This is a genomic window from Flavobacterium sp. Root186 (genome assembly GCF_001428525.1).
Taxonomy (GTDB): Bacteria; Bacteroidota; Bacteroidia; order Flavobacteriales; family Flavobacteriaceae; genus Flavobacterium.
The window spans coordinates 107600-120422 of record NZ_LMHW01000013.1 but is presented as its reverse complement, the minus strand read 5'-3'; the positions used below and the strand labels follow the sequence as shown (position 1 = coordinate 120422).

The 12823-nt window shown below is 34.0% G+C and carries 13 protein-coding genes and 2 pseudogenes; 5 read left to right on the top strand and 10 right to left on the bottom strand.

What is annotated here, in order from left to right:
- Positions 1–59 precede the first annotated feature (59 nt).
- Both ASD98_RS13775 and ASD98_RS13770 read right to left on the bottom strand, forming a co-directional pair.
- On the bottom strand, positions 60–662 hold the full coding sequence (locus tag ASD98_RS13775) for an isochorismatase family protein (protein WP_056205653.1): 603 nt from the start codon (positions 660–662) through the stop codon (positions 60–62).
- A gap of 138 nt (positions 663–800) precedes the next feature.
- On the bottom strand, positions 801–1382 hold the full coding sequence (locus ASD98_RS13770) for a Crp/Fnr family transcriptional regulator (protein ID WP_056205652.1): 582 nt from the start codon (positions 1380–1382) through the stop codon (positions 801–803).
- Positions 1383–1882: 500 nt separating this feature from the next.
- Here ASD98_RS13770 and ASD98_RS13760 point away from each other — a divergent pair, with 500 nt between their 5' ends.
- Both ASD98_RS13760 and ASD98_RS13755 read left to right on the top strand, forming a co-directional pair.
- Positions 1883–2383, top strand: coding sequence for a DUF4369 domain-containing protein (locus tag ASD98_RS13760; RefSeq protein ID WP_157849155.1), 501 nt, complete (start codon positions 1883–1885; stop codon positions 2381–2383).
- Positions 2371–2934, top strand: coding sequence for a TlpA disulfide reductase family protein (locus ASD98_RS13755; RefSeq protein WP_128414842.1), 564 nt, complete (start codon positions 2371–2373; stop codon positions 2932–2934). Before ASD98_RS13760 ends, ASD98_RS13755 begins: the two co-directional genes overlap by 13 nt.
- Positions 2935–3121: 187 nt before the next feature.
- Here ASD98_RS13755 and ASD98_RS24405 read toward each other — a convergent pair.
- From ASD98_RS24405 to serC, 5 genes and pseudogenes are all read right to left on the bottom strand, one after another.
- A pseudogene (locus tag ASD98_RS24405) lies at positions 3122–3199 on the bottom strand (XRE family transcriptional regulator); the annotation flags it as partial.
- A 781-nt stretch (positions 3200–3980) separates the two neighbouring features.
- On the bottom strand, positions 3981–4550 hold the full coding sequence (locus tag ASD98_RS13750) for an isochorismatase family cysteine hydrolase (RefSeq protein ID WP_056205644.1): 570 nt from the start codon (positions 4548–4550) through the stop codon (positions 3981–3983).
- Positions 4551–4736: 186 nt separating this feature from the next.
- Positions 4737–5345 (bottom strand): FMN-binding negative transcriptional regulator, encoded by a 609-nt coding sequence (locus ASD98_RS13745; protein WP_056205643.1) that lies wholly within the window; start codon positions 5343–5345, stop codon positions 4737–4739.
- A gap of 52 nt (positions 5346–5397) precedes the next feature.
- Positions 5398–6273 carry a DMT family transporter gene (locus ASD98_RS13740; RefSeq protein WP_056205641.1) on the bottom strand — a complete coding sequence of 292 codons (876 nt, stop codon included), beginning with the start codon at positions 6271–6273 and terminating at the stop codon, positions 5398–5400.
- Between the two features lie 59 nt (positions 6274–6332).
- Positions 6333–7415: a 3-phosphoserine/phosphohydroxythreonine transaminase gene (gene serC / locus ASD98_RS13735; RefSeq protein WP_056205639.1), complete on the bottom strand. Its 1083-nt coding sequence runs from the start codon at positions 7413–7415 to the stop codon at positions 6333–6335.
- A 97-nt stretch (positions 7416–7512) separates the two neighbouring features.
- On the opposite strand from serC, the pseudogene ASD98_RS13730 reads away from it, so the two are divergent.
- A pseudogene (locus ASD98_RS13730) lies at positions 7513–8946 on the top strand (PLP-dependent aminotransferase family protein).
- Between the two features lie 5 nt (positions 8947–8951).
- On the opposite strand, the gene ASD98_RS13725 reads toward ASD98_RS13730, so the two are convergent.
- Entirely contained in the window at positions 8952–9320 is a 369-nt protein-coding gene (locus ASD98_RS13725) for a helix-turn-helix domain-containing protein (protein ID WP_056205637.1), read from the bottom strand.
- A 246-nt stretch (positions 9321–9566) separates the two neighbouring features.
- Here ASD98_RS13725 and ASD98_RS13720 point away from each other — a divergent pair, with 246 nt between their 5' ends.
- Together ASD98_RS13720 and ASD98_RS13715 are read left to right on the top strand one after the other, a co-directional pair.
- The gene (locus ASD98_RS13720) at positions 9567–10436 is read left to right on the top strand and encodes a zinc-binding dehydrogenase (RefSeq protein WP_242412115.1); all 870 of its coding nucleotides are present in this window, start codon (positions 9567–9569) and stop codon (positions 10434–10436) included.
- An 11-nt stretch (positions 10437–10447) separates the two neighbouring features.
- Positions 10448–10939: a heme-binding protein gene (locus tag ASD98_RS13715; RefSeq protein ID WP_056205635.1), complete on the top strand. Its 492-nt coding sequence runs from the start codon at positions 10448–10450 to the stop codon at positions 10937–10939.
- Between the two features lie 769 nt (positions 10940–11708).
- Here ASD98_RS13715 and ASD98_RS13710 read toward each other — a convergent pair.
- Positions 11709–11954, bottom strand: coding sequence for a hypothetical protein (locus ASD98_RS13710; protein WP_056205633.1), 246 nt, complete (start codon positions 11952–11954; stop codon positions 11709–11711).
- Positions 11955–12208: 254 nt separating this feature from the next.
- Complete coding sequence (locus tag ASD98_RS13705; RefSeq protein ID WP_056205632.1) at positions 12209–12808, bottom strand: hypothetical protein; 600 nt, start codon at positions 12806–12808, stop codon at positions 12209–12211.
- Positions 12809–12823 lie beyond the last annotated feature (15 nt).

The window sequence follows — 12823 nt, the reverse complement described above, 5'->3', positions numbered from 1 at the left end:
TATTTATTTTAAAGAAGCTGGATATTGTATATCCAGCTTCTGTTCTATGAATTTATTAATTAAGAAAACTGTCCAACTTTAGACATTACTTCTTCAAAAAGGATAGGAAGAACTTTCTGCCCATCTTCTGTTGCCCAGTTGTGTACCATTTCCGAAATGATCTGATTAATTGTTGTAGTTCTAACACCTTGGCTTTCCCAAGTCTGCTGTGCGATATCATCAGCAATCTGTGAAGGAGATCCGCCCGCGTCAAGAACTACCTGAACATTAAATCCTTCTTCCTGCATTGAAATTGAAGGCCAAACGATACATACATCATTTGTAAGCCCTGCCATAATTACGTTTTTTCTTCCTCCAGCTGCTTTTAAAACGGCATTTTTAAAATTCTCGTCATCCCATGCATTTGTAATTCCTTCTCTTTTTACTCTATCTGCAAATTGTTGTGGAAGCAGATCCTGTAAATCCTGAATCAGCGGTCCCTGTGCATGATCTTCCTGACTGCTTGTAAGAACAACCGGAATGTTTAAAGCTTTTGCAAATTTAGCCAATGCTCTTGTTCTGCTCACGATCATTTCATGAGGTCTGTTTGCTGCAAAATTAAGTGTACCTGTTTGATGATCTATTAATAGCATAACGGTATCATCTTTTGTAAACTGTTTCATTTTCTAATGTTTTAAATGTTTTGTAAATTTTAAAAATCTTTGTTATTGATTTATAAGACAAATTTATTGCAGCTCTGAAACAGAAAGCGATGACATTTGTCAATAAAGAACATTAGAAGCATGAAGAGGATCTTAATTTTATTTTTGAATCCGTTTATTTCGAACCCGGCTCAGTGTTTCTTTGCTGATACCAAGATAAGAAGCAATAATATGCTGGGGAAAACGCTGTATGAAATCGGGGTAAGTTTTGATTAACTCTTCATATCTTTCCATAGCAGGAAGAGCAATTGAATTATTGAGTCTTTTTTGGGAAGCTATAAAACTGCTCTGGTTCATTTTCCAGAACATTTCCTTAATTGTTGGTATTTCAAGCAGACGCTGTAGATCATCAGCTTCCAATACGAGAAGTTCGGTATCTTCCCATGCATCTATATTGTAAACGGAAGGTGTCTTCATTAGATAACTTTCGCGGTCTACCATCCACCAGTTTTCAAGAGCCAGTTGAATAATATGCTCATTACCAGCACTGTCAACACTGTACTGTCTCATGGCACCTTTTAGTATAAAACCAGTAAACTGGCAGATATTTCCCTGTTTCAGGAAAAGCTCTTTCTTTTTCAAGCTTGCAGGTTTCAGTGATGTTTTAATTAAAGCTTCATCTTCCGGCGTAAGAAGAGTTTCGCTGTATCTGTTAATATAGCTAAAAAGCTGGTCGTACATAGTATCAAATATTTTTAAATAAAAGTACAAAATATTTGCATTTTTGTGATAGTTATCTATAGGATCCGGAATCAGTTGAACAGGACATCCAAACTGTAGGTTCTGTTGTATCTGGGAATAACTTTTATCTTAAGAATTTTAAACCCATCTAAAAATGAATATGAAAGGTTATTGCTATCCAAAGGCTATTATTCTGCAGTCAGTCTATTTCAAGCTTAGGTTTACTTTAAGTTATCGGGATGTTGAAGAAATAATGAAAATTAGAGGGGTGATTGCTTCGGAAGAATCAGATGATTAGGCCAGGGATCTCTATGTTTAAATCATTCGGTATGTTGGCGGGTTAACTTTTAAATCACCTAAATTCTTATATTTGATTCTGACAGATGCGACAGAACCTTTATATTACCCAAATACTTAACAAGAAAACTGTAAAAAAAATAAGTTTTATAAACGTTTTTATTCAAACCTCAATAATTATTCTAATTACAAAAAGATTGCCCATGAAAAAACAAACCTATATTATTATCATATTTTTTTTTATTAATCTAATTCAAGCACAAAAGAATAGTCAAGATTATTTTACATTAAAGGGTGTTTTAAAAAATAATTACAAAGGGTATTTATACGTTTCTTATGCTGATAAAAAAGATAGTTGTTTACTAGAAAATAATAAATTTTCTTTCAAAGGGCATATATCAGGTAACATGACAAATGTATTTTTCTGGTTGAAAGGAAAAACTTGTGTAATGAAAAAAGAATTTTTTATCGAAAATAAAAACATTAAAATCAATTTAGCTTTTTATGATGAAATCCAAGACAGAGATACGACAGTTTTTTTTCATACAACTTCAATTGTGGGTACAAAAACAGCTCTAATACAGGACGATTATGAAAGGTTTGCTGCTAGTAATTTATATGCTAAAGATCAACATCAAAAGTTATACAGAAAGCTAAACACAATGGCAGTTAAAACCCAAAAAATTATTATGTGGGTAATTTAATAGAGGAAATGTGTTGGGATAGCACCTTGGATAAAAATCAATTAAAAAAAATATATAGTAAATTAGATAAAAAAAATCAACGAGAAAGCACTATTTATATTATAGAAAAAAAACTGTATCATAAAAACGACATAAATGTAAACGATATGGTTTATGATTTTGAATTGCCTGATGAAAACAATACTGTATTTAAAACAGTATCTTTAAAAAGGAAATGGTATCTTATAGATTTTTGGGCAACCTATTGTAGTATCTGTATTGCTACATTTCCTAAATTACAAAAGATTCATGATTTATATAAAGACAGGAATTTTGAAATTTTAGCAGTTTCTGTTGATAAAGATTTGCAACAATGGCAAAATTTCCTGAAAATACATGATCTAAAATGGAAAAATTTAATTGAAAAAAGAGGTATTGACAATAGCGAAGCTGTAAAAAAATATATTTCTTTTACCCCATCAAATTTTTTAATTAGCCCCGAAGGTAAAATAGTTGCAAGGAATATTAGTCCCGAAGATTTAGAAAAATTACTCAAAAAAAAATTAAAATAATCCTAAACAATGACAAAGAATTACAATTACCTTTCCCAGTATTTGGAAAAGGAAGACATCTTTATTGGTAAAAATGAATTTTTGTTTCAAATACAATCACATCCCAATTATCCATCGTTGTTGTCTGTTGCCGATACTTTGCGTATTTTTTTTGCTTCTTAGAATTCTAAACCTGATAAAAATCTCAAGCTAATGCTTCCTGTTTTATATTAAGCATTTCTCTGAAACGTTTTACGTTTTTTCTCTGATGTATTTTCTGTTCCATAAAGAATATCAATTTTCTAAAGGCTTAAAGATAAAACCATTTTTTGAATTAAAACCTTGCGTTTCAAAATTAAAAAAAAATCCCATTTCGTTAGAAATGGGATTTTAAGTTTGTGACCCTTACTGAACAATTTACAAACCATTTTATGAACGATTTAAAGAAATTGGCTTATTTTCAAGTGAATTTGTAAGGTAATTATTTTTGTTTTTTGTTTCAAAGCGGTTTGTATGTATCGTAAGGGTTAAACATTAAAAAATGTTAAAACATATTTATATTTAAATTTATCAAGATGTAATAGCTTTTTATAAAATTCCTGAAAATAATATTTGACATTGATTAAATAAAACGAGTTAGTTGGTAGTAAAATTATATATTATCTGGAAATTATTCAAATCAAAATTTGATGAGAATATACGAGTTTTTAAACAGGTTTATCTAATCAGAAAGTTATTGTTTTAGATATTTATTATATATGAATAAGAGCAGGATTCTAACCTTAAACTCGAAACCTGAGTATTTGCTGTATTTCTATTTTTTTTAAACCTGTGTTTCCACGATGTTGGCGGGTAGCCGAAAATTTTATCGTGAAAGAACTTTTTGAAGGACCAACTTGATTGTAATCAGCGTTATAATCTAGTTATAAAAAAAACAAATATTTTTTTTTCCTGCAAAAACTGAAAAAAAAAACGATTTAGTTCGGTTTACAATTGTTTTGTCTTGATTTTATAGACTTATCGCTTCAAATATTGCTGACAAAAAGGCATGCTCTCCATTTTTATATTTATTGGGAATTCTGCCTATCATTTTTTTGTTGAATAAGTTCGTTGCTGTTTGTCATTTCTGCCCCGTCTTGGCCAAGTTTTAAGATCATTTCGTCTTTCCTGTACTGTACGTCATCCCCAGTCCCTATACAGTCTTCAATAAGGCATACTTTGTAATTATTTTTTAATGCATCAATAGCAGTTTGTTCAACACAATATTCTGCGAGATACCCGCACAAAAATAATTTGCTGGGATTAGTATTATCTAAAAAATCATTAAAATCTTTTGAAGTAAAAGCACTGTGTTGATTTTTAGAAATATACGTAAAGTCATTTTCGAAGCTAAAGTCATTATCTAATTTATGTCCGAATGTATCTGGAATCCCAATTCCCAAGTTTTTCTGAAATTGTTCAAATTGATAATTAGAATAAATAACTACAATCTCATTTTTATTCCACAAACTTAGAAGTTCGTTTATTTTTTGTTTGGTATTAGTTATTTGAGAAGTTTGATGCTGCTGTGCATAAAATCCATCAAGATTAGTAAAGTCATTTTGGGGGTCAATAAGTATTAGCAGTTCATTACTCATAATATGGTACTATTTTAAGCTAGTAGTGTTTCTAAGTATAGAAGTTTTTTGCCCTTTTTAAGAATTTTATCAAAGATATGAATTTCTTTACTTGTTTGAATTAGGCAATTTAAACCAAATTACATAAATTACATGTAAAGTATAGTTTTAATTTTTTCCTTGATTTTTATGATTCATGTATGATACTTAAATACTATCTCGAATAAATCTGGCTAAATCTTTTTCTACTGTATTGATATTTTTTTCAAGATTTTGTATAATTCTCTGTCTTTCTGTTTCAGATTTATTCTGGCTTAATTTTTTCTGCCCCTGCAAATCGGTAACTTCAAACTCAAAAGCAGTTATTCCCCTCATCATCCCTTTTTTAAATTTATCGGGAAGATTATCCCATTGTTCTTTATAGCTTTGTTCGTAAGACATGATCATTTTTTCCAGAGCTTTATATTTAAGATTTTCATCAGTGATAATTTTTGCTTTACCGTATGCATGAACTGTTATATAATCCCAAGTTGGAACACTTTCAATTTTATCATAATGTGTAGGAGAAATATAGGCGTGCGGCTCACTGAAAATTATAAGTGAAATACTTTCCTCAATAAATTTAGCCTGCTCATTGGCGGCTGCGAAATGAGAAGTCAATATTAGTTTTTCCGAGCTGTCATCAATAGCAAATGGAAGGTGGGTAGCAATAGGAAGGCCATCTTTCACTGTAATAATACTAGCAAAACTGTACTGTTTGATAAAGGCAATTTTTTCTGTGATGTCTTCGAATTTAAAAATATCAGGTATAAACATGTTTTTTATTTTTTAGTTTAAAATTCTATTAAGCTCTTAATTTTATAAAGTTCTATTTGGCAAATTTTTTGGTTCCCGCAACACAAAGGATTACTCCGAGAATAACAATCAGCATACCGATGCTGACCTTTTCATGAAGAAGCATAGCTGCCAGCGCAAGACCAAAAAGCGGCTGCAGCAGCTGCAATTGGCCAATGATCGCAATCCCTCCCTGCGCGAGGCCTTTGTACCAGAATATAAAAGCTATAAACATGCTGAAAAGAGAAACATATCCAAGACTGATCCAGGCTCCTGAAGATATATTGGTAAATGTATCAGGCATGTAAATAAATGTGAGTGGGAGTATTACAGGCAGAGAGATGACCAATGCCCATGAAATTACCTGCCAGCCTCCTAATGTTTTAGTAAGTTTAGCTCCTTCGGCATAACCAAGTCCGCACAATATTATTGCGGCTACCATAAGAAGATCGCCTGCAGATGACGTTGAAATTCCCTGAGATGCCGAGTACCCTGCCACTAAAAGACTTCCTAAAATCGAGAAAACCCAAAAAATAGGATTAGGACGTTCGCCTCCTCGGATTATGCCAAAAATGGCTGTTGCTACAGGCAGAATTCCAACAAAAATAATGGAGTGTGCCGAGTTTATATACTGAAGTGCTAAGGCGGTAAGCAGTGGAAAACCAATTACTACTCCTAACGAAACAATTATTAAGGGTAAAATCTGTTTTTTGCTCGGGCGTTTCTCTCTGCAGATCAGTAGAGCAGAAAGCGCAAGTACGCCTGCAATAGCAGCTCTGGCTACTGTGAAAAACACGGGATTAAATTCTAAAACTCCCACTCTTGTAGCCGGAAGCGAGCCGCTGAATAATACTACTCCGATAAATCCGTTGATCCAGCCCTGGGCTGTGTTTTCTTTTATTTTATTCATGAAATATATTGTTTTTATCTGTTGCTGCAGTTTTCTTTTGTCAATTACTTTAACCGCATTTAAAAGTGTTTTCTAATATGGATCTCATAATCCTGCATTGCTCTCACAAGTTCTTTTACACTGTCAAGCGGGAGAGCATTGTAAAGAGATGCCCGGAAGCCTGCGTGTCCTTTATATTGCTTGATGCCGCATATATTTCGCCGAGCTGTAAAACTTAGAAAATCATTTTCGTAAGCTGGATTATTTAATAAGAATGTAACATTCATTCTGCTGCGCTGCTTACTGTTTGTGACGCTTCCTGAAAAAAGACTGTTTCTGTCAATCTCATTGTAAAGAATACTGCTTTTTTCGATATTGCGTTTTTCCATTTCATTTAATCCTCCCTGCGCTTTAATCCATCTAAGATTCATGAGGGTGCCGTAAATGGAAAAAACAGGAGGAGTGTTATAAACTGATTTATGTGCCGCCAGAACTGCGTAGTTGAAAACATTCGGAATTTTTTTGGTGATTTTTTCAAGCAGACTGTTTTTAACTATTATAATAGATACTCCGGCCGGCCCAGCATTTTTCTGCGCACTTGCATAGATCATATCAAATTTTTCAACGTCGATCAGGCTGCTTAATATATCAGAAGACATATCGCATATAACAGGTACGCCGGTAAACGGAACTTCATACTGGGTTGTGCCGTAAATTGTATTGTTTGATGTGTAATGAAAATAGACACAGTTTTTCGGAATAGAAATATATTCCGGGATAGAATTGTAGCTGTCTTCTTTTCCAGAAGCGGCAATATGTATTTTTCCATAATACTGCGCTTCTTTAATAGCATTTGAAGCCCATACTCCTGTATCCAGATAAGCAGCATGATCATTCTTCTCTAAAAAATTGAGAGGTATCTGCGCAAAATGCTGGCTTGCTCCGCCGGCAAGAAACATGACAGTATAATTTTTATTAATCGAAAGCAGATCGCGCAGCAGCTCTTCAGCTTCTTGCATAATTTTTTCGAAGTGAGATGATCTGTGCGAAATTTCAAGAAGAGAAAGCCTTGTTCCATTAAAATTTCTAAGTGCGTCGGCAGTTTCATTGTAAACTGATTCGGGAAGCACTGCCGGACCTGCACCAAAATTATGTGTTTTCATATTTTAAAAAGTAATTGCTTGTGCGAAAGTATATTGAATGCTAAACAAACACAGTAACAATTTTGTATATTTGAATAGACACAGTTACTTTTCCAATATGAAGAAAGATTTTTTATATAATGAAATAGCGGAAAACATTGCTGAAAAAATTCATTCAGGCGTATTAAAAGAAGGCGACCGTCTTCCATCAGTACGGATGTTAAGCAGAGAACATGGAGTCAGCATTAATACGGTAAAAAGGATATTTTTAGAATTGGAGTCAAGATCTCTGGTTCAGTCAAAAACGTAGTCAGGATATTTCGTAAGTCCTTTAAACTATCTGAAACTGCCTCTTCCTGAATCGAGCCAGCCTCTTTTAACGCTAAGCAGTAATGAACCTAATGAGCTGATAAACAAAGTCTATTCTAATATGGGAAATACAGACTTGACTCTTTTTTCAATTGGCGTGCCTTCAGGAAATCTTCTTCCTCTTGCAAAGCTCAAAAAAGAAATTGTTTCAGCATCAAGAGAACTGAGGGAAGGCGGAACAGAATATGAACCTCTTCAGGGGAATCTTAAATTTAGAAGGATGATAGCGGCGCGTTCATTAGCATGGGAAGGGCATTTAAGTGAAGGCGATATAATCACAACATCTGGATGCATGAACGCCTTATCACTATGCCTTATGGCTTTAACAAAATCAGGCGATGTAATTGCTATAGAAAGCCCGTGTTATCCGGGAATTCTGCAGTTAACATTAAGTCTTGGATTACAGGTTATGGAGATAGCAACGCATCCTGTAACAGGAATTGATATTGAAGTTCTTAAGAGCATAATGCCTAAAATAGATATTTGTCTTCTGGTTCCGAATTTTAATACGCCTTTGGGGTACTGCATACCAGATAAAAGTAAAAAAGAGATTGCAGAACTTTTTTCCCAGTATGATATCCCGCTTATTGAAGATGATACTTACGGCGATATTCACTTTAGCCAGAAACGTCCAAAATGCTGTAAATCATTTGATACGGATGGAAACATCTTATGGTGTAGTTCAGTGTCTAAAACACTTGCTCCGGGGTATCGTGTCGGCTGGGTCGCTCCAGGGAAATATAAAGAGCAGATACTGCGGCTAAAACTGATTCATTCTGTTTCTTCCACTTCTCTGATTAATGAGGCAGTTGGAAACTTTCTTATGACGGGAAAATATGAAAACCATCTTCGCAGGCTCCGTAAGACACTTCAGGAAAACTATCAGAACTACGCAGTTATAATCGCTGACCATTTCCCATTTGGAACCAAAATAAGCAGACCGCAGGGAGGTCTTGCACTATGGGTGGAGTTTCCAAAAGAAATTGATACGGCTGAGTTGTATAATTATGCATTACAGCATAAAATAAGTATTGCTCCAGGCAGAATGTTTACGCTTCAGGACCAGTTTCAAAACTGTATGCGTTTGTGTATCGGACTGCCATGGACAGAAGAATTAGGACAAAAATTAAAACTGCTGGGCAGCCTTTCCAAGAAAATGAAGCAGAATTCTGCCGGAAACTAGGCAATTCAGCTTAATTCTTCAGGGTTAAGGTTCTTTTCCTGATGTAAAACCGTTCCTATATTTTTAAGCCCCCAGTCATCCATTATTTTAATAAGGGGAATCAAGGATTCTCCCAGTTCAGTAAGAAAGTACTCTACGCGCATTGGCACTTCAGCGTATACTATCTTGTACACTGCGCCGTACTCTTCAAGTTCGTTAAGCTGCTGTGTTAACACTCTTTTTGTAGCTGTTGGTATTGCCCGCTGTATGTCAACAGGTCTGTGAGACCCTGTGTTTATAGCTCTTATAAGCCACGACTTCCATTTTCCGCCAATAACAAGCTGTGCTACTTCAACGCCGCAGGTTGTGTTTATTGGTATTTTACGCTCGTACATAACAAATAGAATATATTTAAAAGATTTTTCAAAGGTACTCAAAATAGAAGAGTGTAAAAATTATCAGTGGGTGATAAATTTATCACGTATTTTATTACTTGTTATTGGGATTTAACTTTGCAGCTGTAAAAACAATTATAAAAGTTTAAGTAAAACAGCTTAATTATGAAAGCAATACAAGTTAAGGCGAAAGGAGAACCGATGCAGTTAGTTGAAATACCAATTCCAACGATTAATGATGATCAGGTGCTTATCCGGGTAGAAGCATGCGGAGTATGCCGAGGCGACGCAAAAATTATAGAAGGTGCGGCATCTGAGTACCCTAGAATACCAGGACATGAGGTAGTTGGTGTAATAGATGCAGTCGGCGGTAATGTAACCAAATGGGAAATAGGACAAAGAGTTGGCATTGGGTGGCACGGAGGTCATAATCATACAACAGCACTTTCAATTGACGGCGGTTATGCGGAATACATGGCAGCTTATGAAGATGGATTAGTGATTATTCCCAATGAAATAAGTCCAGAGGAAGCAGCGCCGCTTTTATGCGCCGGCGAAACAGTATTCAGTGCTTTACGAAATAGTAAAGCACGTATGGGAGACTTAATTGCAGTATCTGGAGTTGGAGGACTTGGACATTTGGCAATCCAATATGCGAGTAAAGCGGGATTTAGAGTAGCAGCCATTTCCAGAGGCAGTGAAAAAGAGAAACTGGCAGTTCAGCTTGGGGCTCATTATTACATAGATTCTGAAAAAGAGGAAATAGGAGAGGCATTGCAGAGATTGGAGGGTGCGAAAGTAATTATCGCAACAGCGCCAAGCAAGAAAGCGATATCTCCATTGATTAATGGACTTGGTAAGGATGGGGAGATTATTATCGCTGCCGTTTCAGATGAGCCTATTGAATGGTCGGCAATGGACTTCCTGAAAGGACCCTACAGCGTGAAAGGTACTTTTACCGATATAAATGAAATGGCCGATGCAATCAATTTTAGTGTATTGACTGGAGTTCGCCCTATCATAGAATTGTTTCCTTTAGAAAAGGCGCAACAAGCCTATGAAAAAATGATGGCGGCCAAAACCCATTTTAGAGCAGTAATTCAAATATCACAATAAAAGAAAGAATCATGAAAAAGTTGTTAATAGCAAATATATTATTTCTAATACTCACAATAAGTGCTTCAGGACAGAATTCAAATGTAAGAAAAGGTCTGACAGATGAAATTTGCGAAAAATTATCTCTAACTGCACAGCAGAAAAGCAGGGAATTAGGAGTAGAGATCAGTTTTGCAATTACAGATGATGCTGGTGTAATGCGTCTTTTTAGAAGGTTTGGAAATGCCCTTCCCTTGAGTGTAACGCTTGTTCCCGGTAAAGCGTATACATCAGCTGTTGCAAGAACTAAAACGGAAGACCTTGCTAAAGCTGTTTCGGATGGAGGAGATCTATATGGCATAAATACTGCTGATTCCCGAATAACAGTTGTAACGGGTGGATTTCCACTAATTGTCGACGAAAAAGTAATTGGTGCGATTGGAGTAGGCGGAGGAACAAAAGAACAGGACAGGTTGATTGGAGAGTTTGTGGTTCTGACTTTTGAAAATTTGATCAAAAAATAATATCTTCAAAAGAAACTTTAAAAAACAACTGTGAGCATTTTACGTTCTAGCAGTTGTTTTTTTGTTTTTGGAATGTATACGGATTTTTCCGTAGTAGAATTACTAAATTTGTTATCAATATATTAGGATGAAATAAAAGAGAGAAAAACTATATCCTTAACGGGACTTCGAACCATCGTTCAGCTCCGATTAAATCTCAGATAAAGCCACTTTTAGACTGTTTACTTTAAACAGACTAAGAATTCCTTGTGAAATTTCGAACCATAAAATATCAGGTTGTAAAGGCTTGAAAAATCTACAAATTTGTTTATAAAAAAAGAGACAACTAGTAACTAGTTGTCTCCTTAAGTGACCTCAAAGATACAAATTTCAAACCATTTTCTGCAAGATTTAAAGAAATTGGCTTATTTTCAATTGAATTTGTAAGATAACTTCTTTGAATTTTTATGTAAAGGCGGTTTGTATGTATCGTAGGGGTTAAACGTTAAAAAACGTTAAAATATATTAAAATTTATTAAGATGTTGTATTTCTTATAATAATTATAACAATCAAATTTAGCACTGTCGGAATATAACAAGTAATTTTTTGATGAAATTATAAAATAATCTTGAGATTATTCTAATCAAAATTTGGTGCGGATATTAGAGTTTCCATAGTGCTTTAATCTAATCAGAATGAAATTTTGTTAGACATTTGATCTGCTAGTTTTCTGTATAAATAAAAATATTTAATTCATTAATTGTCGCTCGATTGAGGTCAATAACTGATTTATTTCTCTAATAAATATCCAGCAAATTTTAAAATTTTATCTTGCGACTTAGTCAATGAAGCAAATACAAATAAAAGTATCATAAGGCCCAACATTATCAGAATACTGATTAAGGGTATGTCTTTATTACTTAAATTGAAAGATTTAATAATGGCAATACCTGCTACTACTCCAGCAATTCCTAATGCATATTTAACAATTGGAACTTCTTTAATCGCTTCTTTAATAACTGAAATAGGATTCATGGAATTAAAATGTTAATGCAAATAAACTTTAATCGCAATTGGGGAGCTGCAAGTAAATTATTTTTAAATAATAAATATTTGATTATCAGTCAAATATAGTAAAATAATGTGATTGAAAGAGTATTTTAAATATTTTTAGGGATACAGCATTACTTTTTATTTGATTAAAAATAGGTTAAAAAGTGCTTGCCGCTGGAACAGTTTAAATGTACAACTTAAAGTCAGTTAAAAAATAATTGCAGCTGCGCTAAAAACTATATTTTAACTTCTTTCCAGCCTTTTTGAGATGAATTTGATGCTGAAAAATACCTCAATGGAATTTTGAATAATTTTTTGAGATCTTTTAAAACGCTCTGCAGGTTTTCCCTATTCATAGCTTTTGAATTTTTTTTGAACATAACCTGATAAAAAGAGCTCCAGAAAATTGCAGCATCGTCCATATAAATACTCTTATCAGGACCAATTATTGAAAAACAGTCTGATATTGACAACACTGCATCGGCTAAATCTGAATTAGTTGAAGAACACGATGAAATAAACAATCTTTTACGATCTAATTTGTCACCAAGAACCAGAGCTAACTGCTTAAAGCTGATCTCGTCTAAAGTCGTAAAAATTGAGTTCTTGCTACCATGGCAGGATAAGTGAAGATATCTGTAATTCAGTTCCACAAATTCCTGCAGAAGATACTCAAATTCCTTTTTGGTCCGGATATAATAATATTTGTGTTCAATCTGCGAAAGATTAAGGATTTTAGATATTATTTCACCTTCAAAATATTTCTTTTCCTCGTCTTCAAAATCAAGACTTTCAATGATGAAAACGTAAGGTTTTGTCTTTTCGAACTCGGTCATTACAATTAATTTAAT

Excerpts from the sequence above, each read along its gene's own strand:
- ASD98_RS13775 (WP_056205653.1), bottom strand. The coding sequence starts at position 662 with ATGAAACAGTTTACAAAAGATGATACCGTTATGCTATTAATAGATCAT.
- ASD98_RS13770 (WP_056205652.1), bottom strand. The coding sequence starts at position 1,382 with ATGTACGACCAGCTTTTTAGCTATATTAACAGATACAGCGAAACTCTT.
- ASD98_RS13760 (WP_157849155.1), top strand. The coding sequence starts at position 1,883 with ATGAAAAAACAAACCTATATTATTATCATATTTTTTTTTATTAATCTA.
- ASD98_RS13750 (WP_056205644.1), bottom strand. The coding sequence starts at position 4,550 with ATGAGTAATGAACTGCTAATACTTATTGACCCCCAAAATGACTTTACT.
- ASD98_RS13745 (WP_056205643.1), bottom strand. The coding sequence starts at position 5,345 with ATGTTTATACCTGATATTTTTAAATTCGAAGACATCACAGAAAAAATT.
- ASD98_RS13740 (WP_056205641.1), bottom strand. The coding sequence starts at position 6,273 with ATGAATAAAATAAAAGAAAACACAGCCCAGGGCTGGATCAACGGATTT.
- serC (WP_056205639.1), bottom strand. The coding sequence starts at position 7,415 with ATGAAAACACATAATTTTGGTGCAGGTCCGGCAGTGCTTCCCGAATCA.
- ASD98_RS13725 (WP_056205637.1), bottom strand. The coding sequence starts at position 9,320 with ATGTACGAGCGTAAAATACCAATAAACACAACCTGCGGCGTTGAAGTA.
- ASD98_RS13715 (WP_056205635.1), top strand. The coding sequence starts at position 10,448 with ATGAAAAAGTTGTTAATAGCAAATATATTATTTCTAATACTCACAATA.
- ASD98_RS13710 (WP_056205633.1), bottom strand. The coding sequence starts at position 11,954 with ATGAATCCTATTTCAGTTATTAAAGAAGCGATTAAAGAAGTTCCAATT.
- ASD98_RS13705 (WP_056205632.1), bottom strand. The coding sequence starts at position 12,808 with ATGACCGAGTTCGAAAAGACAAAACCTTACGTTTTCATCATTGAAAGT.